Here is a 17937-nt window from a genome sequence, read left to right as displayed (position 1 = left end):
TCACGTGTAACCGGGAGGCGACTCCTTGCTGCCCACCATATCCGCCCGAAGCATGCCGCGGCTGTGTGGCGCACGCGCCGGGATCGACGAGTCGAGTTTCGGCCCGGCAGCAGAAGAGGCCCGCACGCGCAAAACTGAGGCCATGGCCGCAAACAAGACGCAATCGACCGTATCCTCCGTCGAGGATTTCCTCGACGCGGTAACGCCCGCCCGCCGCCACGACGACGGCAAGACCCTCGACGTGCTGCGCCGGCTCATTGCCATCGCGTGGACCCGCGGCGATGACCCGGCGGCCCCCGCGGGGTAGCTCCCAAACGCTCGAGGTCGGCTGCGCCCGAAAACCCACGTTGCGCAAACGGATGCCGCCGCACCCGCCCGCACCGCAGCATCCGTTCGCCCGCAGCTGGCCCAGCCTGCACTCCGTACGCCGCTCGCCATCCCTTCCCTGACTTTGCGTACAAAACAGACCGAGCGGTATGGTTCTTGTACTGCTGCAAAGCGGCGTTCACCCCCAATCGGCCACAGCAATGCGGTACCTTATGGGGAAACGGGCATCGTCGCCATCGTATTAAAAGGGGAAATTCATGCGCCAACGCTCGCTGCTCACGGCCATCGCCGCTACTACACTGCTCTCATTGACGCTCGCTGGGTGCAGCTCTGACCAGGCGGGAGCCAAGCTCGACCCGGCCGAGAGCCCGCTGACCAAGTACATGTCGGTGATGAACGAGGGCTACGACTAAGACTCCATGTTGGCGCAGCAGAACGAGCAGGAAGAACTGACTGCGACCTGCATGGCTGACGAGGGCTTCGACTACGTTCCGGTCGACAACTCGCAGTACAGCGGCATGATGAGCGCCGACGACGGCGAAGAATATGGCACCGAGAAGTGGGTCGCCGAAAACGGTTACGGCATGAGTCAATCGCCAGAGCAGATCGCCGAGCAGCAGGAGCAGAGCCAAGAGTTCGTCGACCCGAACCAGGACTACGTCACGAGCCTCTCCGAGGGCGAGCAAGCCGCGTACTACGAGGTGCTCTATGGCGCGCCGCCCACCGAGGAAGAGATGGGCGAGGACGGTTCTTACGAGTACAACTGGGAGACGTCGGGCTGCCAAGGTTTCGCCAGTCACGAGATCAACGGCGACCAGCCCTCACAGGACGAACATGCAGCCCTCTATGAAGCGATGAGCGCCATGTACGAAGCAGCCCAGTCCTCCCCCACGCTCGTGAAGCTCGATTCCGAGTGGGCAGCGTGCATGGCCGACGCCGGCTATGCAACCTTCACCAAGAAGGCGGACGCGCAGGAGTCGATTTCGACCGCGCAGAGTGAGCTCTACGAAAACCAAACCGGCGCGGGCCCCGATGAGACGGTGCTCGCCGAGATGCGGGACAAGGAACGCGCCGTCGCCATGGCCGACTTCACCTGCGCCGAAAAGATTGACTACACCGACGCCTCGATGAGTGTGCAGTATGACCTCGAAGAGCAGTTCATCATTGATCACAAGTCCGAGCTGGACGCGCTCATCGCAGACACCGAGCAAGGCAAGTAGGTGTCGCGCCGGTTCGGTCGACGAACGAGTGCGCCCGACGAGTTGGCGCCCGCCGCCGAATCGGTCGCGCCGAAACCCCACTCGCGCAGCCAGGGCTGGCGCCGCCTGTTCGTCGGCAACCGGGTGATCTGGGTCATGGCCACCGTCGCCATCGTCGCTCTCGTGGCCGGCCTCGGACTCGGCCAGCTGATCGTCTCGCCCGGGCAGGCGGCAGCGGATGCCGATGCTCCCGCCGCCGGACTCATCACCGTTCCCATAGAAAACCGCACGCTCGCCAACGACGTCACCATGCGCGGCGACGCGACCTACGCCGACTCAGTCGAAGTGAGCATCGAAACCGGCGAACTCGCCGGGCCGCCCATCGTCACCGGGCAGGTGCCCGAGGTCGCCGCAATCTTCGACACCGCGTCGATCGCGCTCGAGGTCACCGGCCGCCCGGTGATCGTGTTGCCGGGCGACCTGCCGGTCTACCGCACCCTGCGGGTCGGAGTGTCCGGCCCCGACGTGCTGCAGCTCAAGCAGGGTTTGAGCGTGGCCGGAATCGATGCCGGTGCGCTGGACTCCGACGTGTTCGACGCCCAGACCGCGAGCGCGGTCACCGCGCTCTACGCCAAGGTCGGCTACCCGGCCCCCACCGGCGGCTCCGAGGTCGCCAGCGCGGTGAGCGGCGCCGAAGCCGGCGTCTCGAGCGCGCAGGCATCCGTTGACAGCGCCAATAACGCACTCGCCACCGCTCAGGGCGCGGCGTCCAACGTCGACGTGGTCGAGCAGGGCAACCTTGTGCGCAGCGCCGAGCGGGCGCTCGCTTCTGCCCGGGCCGACGGCACCCCTAATGAGATAGCGGATGCCGCCGAGGCCGTCACCCTTGCCGTCGCGCGCCGAGTCCAGGCCCTAGCCCCGCGGGACTCGAGCGCGGAGACGGCCGCCGTTACCGCGGCCAAGGCCGAGCTGACCCGCGCCGGGGAGACCCTGAGCGACGCGCGCGACGGTGCGCTGGCCTACCTGCCCGCCGGCGAAGTGCTCTACCTGCCGGGACTGCCCCGCCGGGTCGACGAGATCAGCGTGAAACGCGGATCGAGCATCACCGGACCGGTCATGCGGGTTTCGGGCGCGACCCTGGTCATCTCCGGATCGGCGACCGCCAGCGACGCCGCCCTGCTTGAAGTCGGGGCCCCGGCCATTCTCGCCATGCCCGACGGCGACCAGGGCGCCACGATCACCTCGATCCTGCCAGCCGAACCGGCCAGCGGTGCAGCAACAAGTAGTGCACCAGCTAGCGGCCGCTTCACCGTATTGTTCGCCCCCGACGCGCTCACCGACGAGCAGATCCAGGCCGTGCAGGGCAGTAACGTGCGCGTGCGCATCCCGGTCAGTTCGACCGAGGGCGAGGTGCTCGCCGTTCCGCTCGCCGCGCTCACCGCCGGTCCCGGCGGCGAATCCCGGGTCGAATTCGACCCCGGCGAGGGCGCGGAAACCGTGCTGGTCGAGGTCACCACCGGGCTCGCCGCCGAAGGATTCGTCGAGATCACCGCCGTCGACGGCTCGCTGGCGGTCGGGGACCTCGTCGTGGTGGGCCGGTGATCGCGGCCCCGGTCGTCGAACTGGTCAACGTCACGAGGTCGTTTCCCGGCCCGCCCGAGGTGCAGGCGCTCAAATCGGTCAACCTGCGGGTTGAACGCGGCGACTACCTGTCGATCGTCGGACCAAGCGGATCCGGCAAGTCCACCATGCTCAACCTGCTCGGCCTGCTCGACCGGCCGAGCGTCGGCGAGTACCACCTCGACGGCACCTCTACCAGCCTGCTCGACGAAAAGCAGCGCGCCATCGTGCGCGGCGGCACCATCGGCTTCGTCTTTCAGGCCTTCCACCTGCTGCCACACCGCACCGTGCTCGACAACGTACTGCTCGCCACCCTGTACAGCGGAGTTCCGCGCGGCGAGCGCGAAGACCGGGCCCGAGCAGCCCTCGACCGGGTGGGCCTCAATCATCGCCTCAACTTTCTGCCCGGCACCCTCTCCGGCGGCGAGCGCCAGCGGGTCGCCGTCGCGCGCGCCGTGGTCGCGTCGCCCGAGCTGCTGCTCGCCGACGAACCCACCGGAAACCTCGACGAAACCACCGGCAGCGAGGTGATGGACCTGTTCGAAGAGCTGCACGCCGACGGCCTCACCCTCATCGTCATCACCCACGACCAAGCTGTCAGCGATCGGGCCGGCCGCCGCGTGCGCATCACCGACGGTCGCTTGAGCGAGCTGTCATGACGTTCTCCTTTAAGCGGATGCTGCGCCGCCGTTCCGCAGGCACCGCCGCGGTCGACGAGGCGGTGCCTGCGCCCCGCGGTGGCTCTGACTCGCTGAACGACGATGCCGCTGAGCTGACGGCCTCAGCGCCCAGAGCCGTCGCAATGCCAGCCGGTGCAGAATCGGCCGCCACTGAATCCTCCGCCGCAGCATCCGCTCACCCAGCCACCACCGACAAACAGGTCGCCGCGCTCTCCGGCCCACCCAACATCGTGCCGGTTATTCACCGGACCGACCGGTTCTCGGTGCAGGACCTGCTGGTCGAGGCAAGCTACGGCGTCGGCGCCCGGCCCAGCCGGCTCGTCATGACCACCCTCGGTACCGTGCTCGGCATCGCCTCCCTCGTGGTCACCATCGGATTCGCGCAGACCGCCGCCGGGCAGATCTCCAACCAGTTCGACGCGGTCTCGGCGACCCAGATCATGATCGAGCCGGCCTCGACCCGCAATTCGAGCGGCACCGAACAAGCGACCGGCCGGCTCCCCTGGGATGCCCCGGAGCGGGTCGATCGGCTGGCCGGGGTAGAACGCGCGGGTCTCGTGGCGGATGTCGATGTTGCCGGCCAGGCCGTGACATCCGTTCCGGTCAATGATCCTTCGGCCGCGCAAACACTGAGCCCCGCCGTCATCGCCGCCTCATCTGGACTGCTCGCCGCGGTGCGCGGGCAGGTCGTCACCGGACGCTTCTTCGACGCCGGCCACGACGAGCGCGGCGACCGGGTGGCCGTGCTCGGGGAGCGGGCCGCCGAAACGCTCGGCGTCAACCGGGTCGACAGCCAGCCGTCGATCCTCATCGGCGAGGTGTCGTACACCGTCATCGGCATCATCGACGGCGTCGAACGTCGTGCCAACCTGCTCGACGCCGTCATCGTGCCGCTGAACACTGCCCGCGTGCAGTTCGGCCTGACCGCCCCGGCCGAACTGCACGTGCAAATTCAGGTCGGTGCCGGCACTCTGGTATCGCGACAGGCGCCGATCGCACTGGACCCGAGCGCTCCGGAGAATTTCACGGTGCAGGCGCCCGCCGCGGCGTCATCGCTGCAGGACAACATTCAGGCCGACATCAACATCGTCTTTCTCACCCTCGGCATTCTTGCGCTGCTCGCCGGCGGCCTCGGCATCGCTAACGTCACCCTGCTCTCGGTAATGGAGCGGGTCGGCGAGATCGGCCTGCGCCGGGCGCTCGGCGCGACCGGGCGCGACATTGCCCGGCAATTCATCGTAGAGTCGGCCGTGATCGGCCTGCTCGGCGGGTTGATCGGCTCGGCCCTCGGGGTCTTCGCGGTCGTCGCCGTCTCATTGCTGCAGGGCTGGACCCCGATTCTCGACCCGTTCGTCGCGATCGGGGCCGCCCTGCTCGGAACGGTCGTCGGCCTCGCCGCGGGCGCCTATCCCGCCGTGCGCGCCTCCAACATCGAGCCGATTACTGCCCTCCGCGGTGGCACCTGATCCGCGGCTACGACTCACCCGCCGCGCAGGCTGAGGGCCATAGGCGGCACCTCACAAATGATTCGAGTATGACACGAGATACCTAGTGCGGTCGTATCATACCTGTTATCATTTGGCTATGACAGTACGCGAGGAAGCTGAGTCAGCATTGGCCGAGATTGGGGACGGCTGGGACGCTGATTCGCTCGAGGGCACAAGGCTTGACTTCAAGCAGACCCCACCGAGCGGTGACCGACGGGCTCCCGAAAAATTCCTCAAGGACCTCGCCGAATCCGTCGTCTGTTTCGCCAATGCGCAAAATGGCGGCATTCTCATCATCGGCGTGAAGGATAAAGCAGCGACGCGATCTGAAGCAATCGTCGGAGTCGACACCACAAAATGGCTCATCAATGACATCGTCAACAACATGCACGCCCGCACAAGCCCGTCGATCACGGTTCACCCCCACACACTAATTGTGGACGGCAAGAGCATCCTGGTGCTGGGCGTCCCGGACGGGAGCGACGTCTACAGCACAACGGAGGGCGTCTACAAGATCCGCCTCAACGACCGCTGCGTCGCCCTCGAAGGCGAGCAGCTCCGTGGCCTCAGAGCCATTCGACAAGGGCGCGACTGGTCCGCCGAACCAGCAAGCATAGAGTGGAGTCAACTGTCCCGGGCAGCCATCGAGAGAGGCGCCCAGCTCCTCTCACTGAATGGCAATGACGAGTTAGCGTCAATCGCCCTCTCAGACTTCCCCGCCTTCGCCAAGGCGACCGAACTCGCGACTGCGAACGGGGGACCGAATCGTGCCGCAGTGCTGCTTTACGGAAATCCCGAGGCCCTGAAGACAATCTTTCAATGGGGAGTCAGCGTGCAATCGCGCCCCAGTTTGGGAGGCGACCCCCGAATTCTGATGCGACGAGACGACACGTCTTTGCCGTTAGTGCTACTGCTCGACCAACTCCTCACGACTGTTGGCTCACTTGCGCGCAGCCAGTTTATTCGTGTCGGCGCCGAACAAATCGAACTCGTCGACTACCCGAGAGACGCACTTCGCGAGGTTATTGCCAATGCCTTCGCGCACCGAGACTGGGAGGCCACTGGCGTCGTCGAGATCATCCACAGCCCCGAGGAGCTGGTCGTCACGAGCCCAGGCGGCCTCCTGCCATCCCTCCGCGTCGACCGCCTCTTGCATGATGCCGCGTCACCACGAAACCCCAAACTAGCCGGGCACATGGCCAGGCTTCGATTGGCAGAAATGAGCGGACTCGGTTTCGACCGGATTTTCCGATCCGTCGCCCTCCTGGGTAAAGAGCCACCCGCCTTCGAAGACGGGCCTCGGTTCCGAGTGGCGCTCATTGGCGGCGCCGGTGATGAGGCTTTCGCGCGATTTCTGAGAAGCTCCGCAATGCCAGACGCCCTCGCAACTGATGTCGACGTACTCACTGTCCTAACCGCGCTGAGGCACAACCGGTCAGTGAACGCTGACACAGTTTCGACAAGGCTCCAGCGAAACCCGAATGACACGCAGAGAATCCTAATCCGGATGCATACTGCCGAGCTCATCCAACCCACGAAGAGCACAACGCGACGGGCGCACCCGAACTACCTACTCTCATCGCGCACGATCGCTGGTCTGCGTTCGGCACTGACGTACCGCACAGATAGCATCGACGCCGACGATGAAAAACTCATCCGCCACCTCAAACGTCACGATCGCATTTCGAACGAGGACGTCCGCAACTATCTTGACTGCGATGTCGTCACCGCACGGAATCGGCTGACACGCCTGAGGACTCGAAAGCTCATCGATTTTGCCCCAGATAGCCCTCGCCGCGGCCCAATGGTCGTCTACGTAGCCACGGGGCTCAACGCGACTACGGCGGCGAAGCCTACCACCGCTGCTCCAACCGCCGAGGACTCGACCCCCCCGGCCAGGCGGCCCCGTGGGTGAACCCAACACCCTGTTCTGACAGGCCGAGAAGGACAAAGTTCGCGGCAGAGTGGCCCTCAAAATACCGCCCAGAATTCGGTAACCTTCGTCACGGTCAGGCCCCGACAGGGTGCTGTCACGCGCCCCAGACGATGCCGGCTCCGCACCCCGGCTTTAGAGTGAGTGGAACATGCCGAATACACCCCATCCGAGCTCCGAACATGCCGACCGGCTGAAGCGGCAAGCCTTCTGGGTCTGCGTCGGAGTTGCATCGCTCACCATTCTCGACCTGTCCAAGATCAATGTTGGCCTGCCCGCCATCGAACAGTCGCTCGGCGGCGGTACCACCGAACTCCAGCTGATCGTCGCTGGTTACGCCCTCGCTTTCGGGCTTGCGCTGGTACCGTCCGGTCGGCTGGGCGACATTCATTCCCGGCGACTCATGTTCATCGTGGGTCTCAGTTCATTTACGGTCGCGAGCATCCTGTGCGCGATCGCGCCCACGATCGAGTTCCTGATAGTAGCGCGCATCGTGCAGGGAATCGCTGCGGGAATCCAGATGCCGCAGGTACTCGGGCTGATCCAGCAGCTCTACCAGGGCGCGGCACGAGGGCACGCATTCGGCTTGTTTGGCGCGGTCATTGGAATTTCGACGGCCTTCGGGCCGACGCTGGGTGGCCTCCTGATCGCCGTGGGCGGCCCAGAGAACGGATGGCGTCTGTCGTTTTGGATGAACGTGCCGTTGAGCCTGCTGGCGCTCTTTTTCGCGATGCGCGTGCTTCCGAAACGTCAGAGTCATGCACGGGAGCAGACCGGACTGGACCTGGTCGGCATCCTCTTGCTCGGAATTGCCACCCTCGGCCTCATGCTCCCGTTCGTGCTGACGACCGGTTCGCCAACGGATGACCACAACCGTTGGTTCTGGCTCATTGTCTTCGGCCTGTCCGGTGCCGCATTCTTCTGGTGGGAACGGCGATACCAGCAGATCGGCAAGTCACCCGTTATAGATTTCTCGCTCTTTCGCACGGCGTCCTATCGCAACGGGATACTGATTTCGACGGCATATTTTGCGGCGATTCCACCGTACTTTCTGCTGGTCACCCTCTTTTTGCAGCAGGGCCTCGGGCTGGAACCCGTCTTCGCCGGAATGGTCAGCATCTCATTTGCTCTCGCCTCCGCCGTTACGTCGTGGATCGGCGGTCGCCTGGTCTTTCGCTGGGGCCGCCAACTCGTCGCCGCCGGCCTGGTCACGGTCATGATCGGCTTTGTGCTCGTTCTGCTTGCGGGACTGTTCGCCTCGGTGAACCTCGCTCCGTGGCTCATCGCCGCAGCCATGACTATGACCGGCGCCGGCGGTGGCCTCGTCATTTCGCCGAATCAGACGCTCACCCTGAGCGACGTTCCGGTCACTCAGGGCGGTGTCGCCGGGTCGATGGCCCAGGTCGGTCAGCGAGTGGGAACCGCGATCGGAGTCGCGGCCATAATCTCGACCTTCTACGCGATGTTGTACGCGGAGGCGAGCCAGCCTGATCGCGTGCAGGTGTTTCGTGACGGCTTCTTCAGCGGCATCCTGGTCGCGTTGGCACTCATCGCCGTTGCCCTGGCCTTCGCCCTGGTCGATTTGTTCGGAGGCCGAACTGAAAAATCCACCGTACCGAACGCCTGAAGTCCTGCTCGTCGCTGGACGAAAATCTCTGTATCCGCCAAACGGCAAATCGGGGCGGGGTCTGCCATGCTGACGGTGACCCGCTGTTCGGCAGGCGTTCCGGTTCGTCTGCGGGCCCTTGAGTAAAGGAGTACAGCATGAGCGCGTGCGTGATTGTTGGGGTAGTGCCCGGCCAAGCGGATACCGTCGTCGTGCAGGCGGCCATATTCGCGGCGCGCTTCAACGCGGAGCTGGTGTGCGCATCCGTCGACGCCGGCCAGTACCGGGTCTACGACCTGGGCGACGGAACGATGACGAGTCTGCCATTCACTGCGGACTCGCCCGAACGTGCGGAGGCGAGATTCGACCCGGATCTCGCGGCGCACCTGGCCGTGCTTCTCGACGGATGCAGGCTCACCTGGAGCACCCGGGCCCTGGCCGGCAATCCGGCCGGGGCCCTCGGCGAGTTGGCAGACACGCTGAGTGCCGCGATGATCGTGGTCGGAACTAGGGAGGCGACCTTGCGGGCCAGCCTGCAGGAGTTCATCAACGGTTCGGTGGCGGCCCAGTTGGCGCACCGTCAGCATCGTCCGGTGGTGGTGATTCCCCTCGCCCCGGTTCCGTCTGATCAGCCCCTACCTTGGGACCCCGCCTAATCCCGGCAAGCGGTAAACGTGCCCCTCAAGCCCCGTTGAACCTTCCCCTAAAACCTCGTCAAACGTGCCCCGAAAAGCTCGTCAAACCTTCCCCTAAAGGCTCGACTCGGCCCGGTCGACGACGTGCGGCGCGAACCTGCAGGCAGAGCCGGGAGCATCCGTTGTGACCGTCGCCGTCCGCGCGGATTTACCCACCCACCGGTTTTCCCGGGTCGGGCGGCTAAACTCACCGTCTACGGGGTGAGGACTAAGTTCCATGAAACAACCGGGCATGTTTCTCTGCCTCGTGACCGCCGCCGCCATCGCGGCCGGCAGCGTCACCACGAGTTCCGCCGCCGCCGCCGATTACCCGACCTGGGAGCAGGTGGAAGCCGCCAAGAGCAGCGTCGCCGCCACTCTCGCCGAGGTAGCCGCGATCGAACTCGCGCTCGACGAGTTGCAGACCCGCACCGCCACCCTCGCCGACGACGCCGTAGCGCTCGGCGCCGCCCATGAACAAACACAGGCGGATTACAGCGCAGCCGCAGCCCAGCAGACGGTGCTCTCCGTTCAAGCGGATGCCGCATCCGCTCGCTCTGTCGACAGCAGCACCCGACTGGGCGCGTTGGGGGCCCAGCTTTACCGAGCCGCAGGCACCGATTTGAGTCTGGGCGCCTTCTTCGACAGCACGCACTCCGACGACCTGCTGTTTCGGCTCGGCACGATGGAGCGACTCACGGAGCAGGCGGGGCGGCTCACCGCGGAGGCTGATGCCGAACGCAACTCGGCCGAGGCGCTCAGCGCGCAAGCCGAAGCGATGACCACGGAGCGCGACCGATTGCAGGCCGCAGCATTGGCCGGGCTGACGGCTGCGCGCGCGGCCCAGCAGGCAGCCGACGCGGAGGTTGTCGTAAAGCAGTCCGCAAGCGAGGTGCTCTATGCCCAGCTCGCGTCACTGAAGAACTCATCCGCCGACGTGGAGCGGCAGTATCGAAACGGCGTGGCCGCCCATCAGCAGTATCTCGAACAGCAGCGCCAGGCTGCGGCCATCGCGGCGGCTGAGGCGTCCGCGTCATCCGGATCACCCGCGTCGTTGCCCGTACCGCCCGCCGGAGCCGTGATCGATCGCAGCGGCGCGCAGGCGATCGCCGCCACCCAGGTCGCCGCCCGGGGCTGGGGCACCGCCGAATTCACCTGCCTGGTTCAGCTCTGGCAACGGGAGTCGGGCTGGCGGGTGAGCGCCTACAACGCGTCCAGCGGCGCCTACGGAATTCCCCAGTCGCTTCCTGGGAGCAAGATGCAGACCGCGGGCGACGACTGGCAAACGAACCCCGCCACCCAGATCACCTGGGGCCTAGGCTACATCGCTTCCCGCTACGGCACCCCCTGTGGCGCCTGGACACACTCCGAGGAGTCCAACTGGTACTGAGCTCGGCTGCTGCTACGGCGTCCACCACGGCCGCAACGGCAGATCCCCGGCCGCGCCACCCTCGTGGGGCTTGGTCATCAGCACCTGGTGCAACTGGATCCCATTGCGCTCGAAGCCGAGCCTCGAACCCGCCATGTACAGCCCCCACACTTTCGCGGTGGGCAGCCCGACCTCCGCGACGGCCTCGTCCCAATGCTCGACCAGGTTGGCGCCCCAGTCGCGCAGAGTGAGCGCGTAGTGCTGGCGCAGGTTTTCCTCGTGCAGCACCTCGAGGCCTGTATCCTGCGCTTCGCTAATGATCCGGCCCGAGCCGGTGAGCTCCCCATCGGGGAAGACATAACGATCGATGAACCCGCGAGTCGCCGGTTCGGTCTGATTCTCCGGCCGGGTGATGCAGTGATTGAGCAGCAAGCCGCCGGGGCGCAGCCTGTCCTGCAGAAAGCGGAAGTACGACGAATATTTGCGCACGCCGATGTGCTCAAGCAGCCCGATGGACGATATCGCATCAAAGCCGGTTTCCGTGACGTCGCGGTAGTCGCCGAAGCGAACCTCCGCCAGATCGCTCAGGCCGTCCTCGGCGACGGCCCGCTGCGCCCACGCGGTCTGCTCGATCGAGAGCGTGACTCCGGTGGCGCGCACACCGCGCCGGGCGGCGTAGCGCACCATGCCGCCCCAACCGCACCCGACGTCGAGTAGCCGGTCGCCCGACCTCAGCCGCAGCTTCTCAAACACGAGTCGGTATTTGTTCTCCTGCGCCTCGTCCAGGGAGGCGTCGCCGCTCGGGTAGCAGGCGCAGGTGTAGGTCATCGACGACCCAAGCACCCACTCGTAGAACCTGTTCGAGACGTCGTAGTGGTGGTGGATCGCGTCGGCGTCACGAGTCTTGCTGTGTCGTAGCCCTCCCGCAACGCGGCGCCAGCGGGGTTCCGCCTCCTCCGGCGGCGGCTCTATCGGGCGCAGCTGCCTGATTCCAATAGAGCGGATGATGTCCACCATCAGCCGCGCCGGTGGCCGGGTGAAAACCAGACTCTCGGAAAGTGCCTTGAGCAGTTCGTACGGGTCCCCAGGGTGCACCCCGCGGAGGTCGAGGTCGCCGGCGATATAGGCGCGGGCCAGTCCGAGGTCGCCACGGCCCGTGGCGAGATAGTGGGTGCCGCGCGGCGTCAACAGGTCCAGCCCGAGCGGGGCGTCCGGGGGTCCGGCCGAACTCCCGTCGTAGGCGGTGAACCGCACCGGAAGGCGTCCGCCGGCCAGAATCTCCAGGACCTGCGCGATGGTGAACGTGCCGGCCGAAGCATCCGTTTTACGATCTTTGAACGTCGTCATTGTCGTTGCACCGCCTTGGCATAGAGGTCGAGGAGACGTGAATCGGGGTCGTAGCGTTTTTTCGCGGCCCGGTAGGCTTGCCCGCCGTAGAGTTCGTCGAAGTCTTCACGGGAATAGAACGAGTCGGAGTACAGCGACTTGTGCCCGTCAAGCTCGCGGACCTTGCGTTCGATGCGCCGGTTGGCCTCCCCCTCGATCGACCCGACCGGCACCGTCGACCAGAACCCGACGTTGACGTAGCTCTGCCGGGGTCGCATCGGGTAGAGCTGCCAGCGGTCATCGCCCTGCAAGCGCAGCGGGCACAGCCAGATCGGTGCAATCGGCACCGTGTCGAGGAACCAGTCCAGAAATTCCGCGCACCGCTCCAGAGGCACCTCAACGTCTTGCACCACTCGCTCGCGGGGCGGCCGGCCGTGCAGTTTCTCGAGGAGGTCGCCGATCTGAAACCGCCGTTCGAGCCTCATCAGGGTTCCGTAAAAGCTGCTGCGCCGGTAACGCCCGGGCCAGCACCGGCGAATAAACGGATGCTGCGCGCCGAACGCCTCGGAGCACCAGAACCAGTCGGTGTCCCAGCGCCAGAGGTAGTCGTGAATCGTGAGGCGGTCGGTTGTCACACCGCGCTCGTGTCGGATGGAGCGGTAGTAGATCTGTTGGCCGGTGTAGTCACTGACGGGGCCGGGCTCGCTGGTCTGCCGGCCCACGCAGAGGTAGCTTTCGTCGGCGCTGAACACGACACCGTCGAGATAATCGACGGCGACACCGTCGAGGCTGCCGGTCAGCAGGATGCCGTTGATCGCCGCGACCAGGTCGACGAGCGCGTGGAACCGCACGTGCGTGAGAGCGACGAAGGGCTGGACAGGTTCGAGTTCAATGCGCAGCCGTACCGCGTAGCCCAGAGTGCCGTAGGAGTTGGGGAAGGCATGGTACAGCTCGGGGTTCTCGCGGCGCGATGCGGTGAGCACTTCTCCGGCGCCGGTGAGGATGTCCAGTTCCAGCACGGATTCGTGGGGCAGGCCGTTGCGGAACGATGTCGACTCGATGCCGAGGCCGGTGACCGCGCCGCCGAGGGTGATGGTCTTCAACTGCGGCACGACCAGCGGCGCCAACCCGTAGCGCAGCGTCTCGGCAACGAGGTTTTCGTAGGTGCACATGCCGGCCACGTCGGCCGTTCGCGCCTCCGTATCAACAGCAATGACGCCGGTCAGTCCGGACGGGTCGAGCCCTACGCCCCGGGCTTTGGTCCGGGTCCGAAACAGATTCGAGGTGGACTTGGCCAATCGAATCGGGGTCGCCACCGGGACGGCGCGATAGCTCTGCAGTAGGCGCTGCACGCCGGCGGCGTGAGCGCTCCGGGCGTCGAGCACAACAGCGGGCACGCCCTCACGTTAGTCCCCAGTGAAGCGATCACACCAGTGCTCGTTGCCACCGATATCGCCCGCGTTCTGGCAGGCTCAGGCCAGGACCACGACGATCGGCACGCCGGCCGGCACACCAGAGCGGCCAGCAATTTTCTTCGCCACGCCCGAGGAGTTTCGCGCAGCCGACGCGGCGCGAGCTGTGGCATCCGCTTCATCAACCGGCTCCGAACAGCTATGAGCGCATAGCATTCCCCGAGGTCGTGTGTGTGGTTAGAAGTCCCAGTCGTCGTCTTCGGTAACCACGGCCTTGCCGATCACGTACGACGAACCCGACCCGCTGAAGAAGTCGTGGTTCTCGTCGCCGTTGGGTGAGAGCGCGGAGAGAATCGCCGGGTTCACGTCGCAGACGTCCTTCGGGAAGATCGCCTCGTAGCCGAGGTTCATCAGCGCCTTATTGGCGTTGTAGTGCAGAAACTTCTTGACGTCTTCGGTCAGGCCGACCTCGTCATAGAGGTCCTGCGTGTACTGCACCTCGTTCTCGTACAGCTCGAACACGAGATTGAAGGTGTAATCCTTGATCTCGTCGCGACGCGCCTGCGTCTCTTTTTCGAGCCCCTTCTGAAACTTGTAGCCGATGTAGTAGCCGTGCACGGCTTCGTCACGAATGATCAAACGGATGAGGTCGGCCGTGTTGGTCAGGCGGGCGCGGCTGGAGAAATACATCGGCAGGTAGAAGCCCGAGTAGAACAGGAACGACTCGAGCAGCACCGAGGCGACCTTGCGCTTGAGCGGGTCGTCGCCCTGGTAGTAATCCATGACGATCGAGGCCTTGCGCTGCAGGTTCTCGTTCTCGGTCGACCAGCGAAAAGCTTCGTCGATCTCCTTGGTGGAGGCCAGCGTTGAGAAGATCGAGGAGTAGCTCTTGGCGTGCACCGACTCCATGAAGGCGATGTTCGTGTAGACGGCTTCTTCGTGCGGGGTGATCGCATCGGGGATGAGCGAGACAGCGCCCACTGTGCCTTGGATCGTGTCGAGCAGGGTCAGCCCCGCAAAGACGCGCATTGTGAGCTGCTGCTCCACCGGCGTCAGCTGGTTCCACGACTGGATGTCGTTGCTGAGCGGAACCTTCTCCGGCAGCCAGAAGTTATTGGTCAGGCGGTTCCAGACGTCGACGTCTTTATCGTCTTCGATCTTGTTCCAGTTGATCGCGTCAACGTGCGACACCAGCTTGAGCTTGTCAATCATGGGAGGTCCTCTTCGGATACTGCTTATTGGGTATTGCTTGGGTCGTTACTCGTCGGCGCCGGTATGCGAAACCCAGCCAACCGCTGGTCGAGCTTGCCCCGACCGCCACGGTATTTCGATGGCGGTCGGGGCAAGCTCGACCAGCGATTTTAATCCATCATTCGATGCGCCAGATTAAAGCGCGCACGAGACGCAACCCTCAATTTCCGTGCCTTCGAGGGCCATCTGGCGCAGACGGATGTAGTAGATCGTCTTGATGCCCTTTTTCCATGCGTAGATCTGCGCGCGGTTGATGTCGCGGGTCGTCGCGGTGTCCTTGAAGAACAGCGTCAGCGAGAGGCCCTGGTCAACGTGCTGGGTCGCCGCGGCGTAGACATCGATGACCTTCTCGTAGCCGATCTCATAGGCGTCTTGGTAGAACTCCAGGTTGTCGTTCGTCATGAACGGCGCCGGGTAGTAGACGCGGCCCAGCTTGCCTTCCTTGCGAATCTCGATCTTGGCCGCGATCGGGTGAATCGACGCGGTCGAGTTGTTGATGTACGAGATCGATCCGGTCGGCGGCACGGCCTGCAGGTTCTGGTTGTAAATACCGTGCTCGACAACGGATGCCTTCAGCTCGGCCCAGTCCGCCTGCGTCGGAATCGACACTCCGGCCTGGGTGAACAGCTCGGCGCCGCGGTCAGTCGTCGGCTCCCAGACCTGGTCGGTGTACTTGTCGAAGAACGCACCGGAGGCATAGGTGCTGTTTTCGAAGCCCTCGAAGGTGCGACCGCGCTCGATGGCGAGGGCGTTCGAGGCGCGCAGCGCGTGGAACAACACCGTGTAGAAGTAGATGTTGGTGAAGTCGATGCTCTCTTCACTGCCGTAGTAGATGCGCTCACGGGCGAGGTAGCCGTGCAGGTTCATCTGGCCGAGGCCGATGGCGTGCGAACGGTCGTTACCGTCTTCGATGGAGCGAACCGAGCTGATGTGGCTCTGCTCGGACACCGCGTTCAGGCCACGAATGGCGGCGTTGACGGTGCGCCCGAGGTTGCCGGAGTCCATCGCCAGGGCGATGTTCATCGACCCGAGGTTGCAGGAGATGTCCTTGCCGATCTCGTTGTACGAGAGGTCCTCGTTGTACGTGGTCGGGGTGTTCACCTGCAGAATCTCGGAGCAGAGGTTCGACATGTTGATGCGACCGTCGATCGGGTTGGCCTTGTTCACCGTGTCTTCAAACATGATGTACGGGTAGCCGGACTCGAACTGAATCTCGGCGAGGGTCTGGAAGAACTCGCGCGCCTTCATCTTCGACTTCTTGATGCGGGGGTTGTCGACCATCTCGTGGTATTTCTCGGTCACCGAGATATCGGCGAAGGGCACGCCGTAGACCTTTTCCACGTCGTAGGGCGAGAAGAGGTACATCCACTCGTCATTCTTGGCGAGCTCAAAGGTGATGTCAGGAATGACGACACCGAGCGAGAGCGTCTTGATGCGAATCTTCTCGTCGGCGTTCTCCCGCTTGGTATCGAGAAAACGCATGATGTCGGGGTGGTGCGCCTGCAGGTAGACGGCTCCGGCTCCCTGCCGGGCACCGAGCTGGTTGGCGTAGCTGAAGGAGTCTTCGAGCAGCTTCATCACGGGGATGATGCCGCTGGACTGGTTCTCGATCTGCTTGATCGGGGCGCCGGCCTCACGGATATTGCTGAGTAGCAGCGCCACGCCGCCGCCGCGCTTTGACAGCTGCAGCGAGGAGTTGATGCCGCGGCTGATCGACTCCATGTTGTCTTCGATTCGCAGCAGGAAGCAGGAGACGAGCTCGCCGCGCTGGGCCTTGCCCGAGTTCAAAAAGGTCGGCGTCGCGGGCTGAAAACGGCCGGCGATGATTTCTTCGACCAGTTCGACGGCAAGCTTCTCATCACCGGATGCGAGACCCAGCGCCGTCATGACGACGCGGTCTTCGAAACGCTCGAGATAACGCTTGCCGTCGAAAGTCTTCAGCGTGTACGAGGTGTAGTACTTGAATGCGCCGAGGAAGCTCTGGAAGCGGAACTTCTTGGAGTAGGCGAGGTCGTTCAGGCTCGTGATGAACTCGAACGAGTACTGGTCGAGCACGGCCTGCTCGTAGTATTCCTTCTCGACCAGGTAGTCGAGGCGCTCGCGCAGCGAGTGGAAGAACACCGTGTTCTGGTTGACGTGCTGCAGAAAGAACTCCCGCGCGGCTTCCTGGTCCTTGTCGAACTGGATCTCCCCGTTCGGCCCGTACAGGTTGAGCATGGCGTTGAGCGAGTGGTAATCCATGCTCGGCGCATCCACTGGTGTGACTTTCACGGCTGTTGTTTCCAAAATTCTTCCAATCCGTCGTGAACGATGCGTACATCATCCGGTGTTCCAAATACTTCAAAGCGATACAGGTGCGGCACCTTGCACTTGGCGGCGATGATGTCGCCGGCCAGGCAATAGGCCGTACCGAAATTCATGTTGCCGGCGCCGATGACGCCGCGAATCAAGGACCGGTTGGTCTCGTTGTTCAAAAACTTGATGACCTGCTTGGGGACAGCCCCGCCGTCACGGCCCCCACCATAGGTGGGCACGCACAGCACGAACGGAGCCTGGACGACGAGCGGCTCGTCGCGGGCGTGGAGCGGAATGCGTGCGGCCGACCGGCCCAGTTTTTCGACAAACCGATGGGTGTTGCCCGAGGTGCTGGAAAAGTACACCATGTCAGTCATCCGTGCGAGTCAATCCTGAGTTTGTGGGTGTTGGCGCGAGGGTGCGATCTGAACTACGCGAGGCGAGCGGCGAGCGCGTTGATCTTGTCCGGGCGAAAGCCGCTCCAGTGCTCTTCGTCGGTAATGACGACGGGCGCCTGCAGGTAACCAAGGGCCTTGACCGCGTCGAGAGCGTTCTCGTCGACCGAGAGATCGCGCACCTCGTACTCGATGCCCTTGTTGTCGAGAGCACGGTAAGTCGCCGTGCACTGCACGCAGGAGGGCTTCGTGTAAACGGTGATTGCCATGATTATGGCCTCTCTTCTTGGCTGATTCAGTCTAATTCTGCTCGTGATACTTCGCAAGTATGTTCTATAAAAAACTTCGACTTCGAGCCGGAAT

At 64.1% G+C, this 17937-nt stretch carries 16 protein-coding genes; 10 read left to right on the top strand and 6 right to left on the bottom strand.

The window, feature by feature from the left end; translation table 11 throughout:
* Positions 1–25 precede the first annotated feature (25 nt).
* The 10 genes from E3T41_RS08975 (at position 26) to E3T41_RS08935 (ending at position 10916) form a co-directional block, all read left to right on the top strand.
* Positions 26–307 carry a hypothetical protein gene (locus E3T41_RS08975; RefSeq protein ID WP_134478189.1) on the top strand — a complete coding sequence of 94 codons (282 nt, stop codon included), beginning with the start codon at positions 26–28 and terminating at the stop codon, positions 305–307.
* Positions 308–584: 277 nt separating this feature from the next.
* Positions 585–740 carry a hypothetical protein gene (locus tag E3T41_RS17905; RefSeq protein ID WP_166791527.1) on the top strand — a complete coding sequence of 52 codons (156 nt, stop codon included), beginning with the start codon at positions 585–587 and terminating at the stop codon, positions 738–740.
* A 6-nt stretch (positions 741–746) separates the two neighbouring features.
* Entirely contained in the window at positions 747–1547 is an 801-nt protein-coding gene (locus tag E3T41_RS08970; RefSeq protein ID WP_134478187.1) for a hypothetical protein, read from the top strand.
* Positions 1548–3128, top strand: coding sequence for a hypothetical protein (locus E3T41_RS08965; RefSeq protein ID WP_241991097.1), 1581 nt, complete (start codon positions 1548–1550; stop codon positions 3126–3128).
* Positions 3125–3805, top strand: coding sequence for an ABC transporter ATP-binding protein (locus E3T41_RS08960; protein WP_198415554.1), 681 nt, complete (start codon positions 3125–3127; stop codon positions 3803–3805). The genes E3T41_RS08965 and E3T41_RS08960 overlap by 4 nt, the downstream gene beginning before the upstream one ends.
* Complete coding sequence (locus E3T41_RS08955) at positions 3802–5292, top strand: ABC transporter permease (RefSeq protein WP_241991096.1); 1491 nt, start codon at positions 3802–3804, stop codon at positions 5290–5292. Before E3T41_RS08960 ends, E3T41_RS08955 begins: the two co-directional genes overlap by 4 nt.
* A 118-nt stretch (positions 5293–5410) precedes the next feature.
* Positions 5411–7228, top strand: a complete 1818-nt coding sequence (locus E3T41_RS08950; RefSeq protein ID WP_134478185.1) for an RNA-binding domain-containing protein — start codon at positions 5411–5413, stop codon at positions 7226–7228.
* A 169-nt stretch (positions 7229–7397) separates the two neighbouring features.
* A complete protein-coding gene (locus E3T41_RS08945) occupies positions 7398–8873 on the top strand; it encodes an MFS transporter (RefSeq protein WP_092448331.1) in 1476 nt (491 codons plus the stop codon).
* Between the two features lie 137 nt (positions 8874–9010).
* Positions 9011–9508, top strand: a complete 498-nt coding sequence (locus E3T41_RS08940) for a universal stress protein (RefSeq protein ID WP_092448332.1) — start codon at positions 9011–9013, stop codon at positions 9506–9508.
* A 256-nt stretch (positions 9509–9764) separates the two neighbouring features.
* Positions 9765–10916 carry a hypothetical protein gene (locus E3T41_RS08935; protein WP_134478183.1) on the top strand — a complete coding sequence of 384 codons (1152 nt, stop codon included), beginning with the start codon at positions 9765–9767 and terminating at the stop codon, positions 10914–10916.
* Positions 10917–10928: 12 nt separating this feature from the next.
* On the opposite strand, the gene E3T41_RS08930 is transcribed toward E3T41_RS08935, so the two are convergent.
* From E3T41_RS08930 to nrdH, 6 genes are all read right to left on the bottom strand, one after another.
* The gene (locus E3T41_RS08930) at positions 10929–12242 is read right to left on the bottom strand and encodes a class I SAM-dependent methyltransferase (RefSeq protein WP_134478181.1); all 1314 of its coding nucleotides are present in this window, start codon (positions 12240–12242) and stop codon (positions 10929–10931) included.
* On the bottom strand, positions 12239–13618 hold the full coding sequence (locus E3T41_RS08925) for an FAD-binding oxidoreductase (protein ID WP_134478179.1): 1380 nt from the start codon (positions 13616–13618) through the stop codon (positions 12239–12241). Before E3T41_RS08925 ends, E3T41_RS08930 begins: the two co-directional genes overlap by 4 nt.
* Before the next feature lie 252 nt (positions 13619–13870).
* Positions 13871–14845: a class 1b ribonucleoside-diphosphate reductase subunit beta gene (nrdF, locus tag E3T41_RS08920; protein WP_104132179.1), complete on the bottom strand. Its 975-nt coding sequence runs from the start codon at positions 14843–14845 to the stop codon at positions 13871–13873.
* Positions 14846–15019: 174 nt separating this feature from the next.
* The gene (gene nrdE / locus E3T41_RS08915; RefSeq protein WP_104132195.1) at positions 15020–17125 is read right to left on the bottom strand and encodes a class 1b ribonucleoside-diphosphate reductase subunit alpha; all 2106 of its coding nucleotides are present in this window, start codon (positions 17123–17125) and stop codon (positions 15020–15022) included.
* Positions 17126–17151: 26 nt separating this feature from the next.
* Positions 17152–17556, bottom strand: coding sequence for a class Ib ribonucleoside-diphosphate reductase assembly flavoprotein NrdI (nrdI, locus tag E3T41_RS08910; RefSeq protein ID WP_092448337.1), 405 nt, complete (start codon positions 17554–17556; stop codon positions 17152–17154).
* 53 nt (positions 17557–17609) lie between these two features.
* Positions 17610–17843, bottom strand: coding sequence for a glutaredoxin-like protein NrdH (nrdH, locus tag E3T41_RS08905; RefSeq protein WP_092448338.1), 234 nt, complete (start codon positions 17841–17843; stop codon positions 17610–17612).
* Between the last annotated feature and the right edge of the window lie 94 nt (positions 17844–17937).

The sequence above is a fragment of the Cryobacterium sp. Hh38 genome, assembly GCF_004403235.1.
Taxonomy (GTDB): domain Bacteria; phylum Actinomycetota; class Actinomycetes; order Actinomycetales; family Microbacteriaceae; genus Cryobacterium; species Cryobacterium levicorallinum.
Note: the sequence above shows the minus strand (reverse complement) of the source record. Positions and strands in the feature narration are given on the sequence as shown.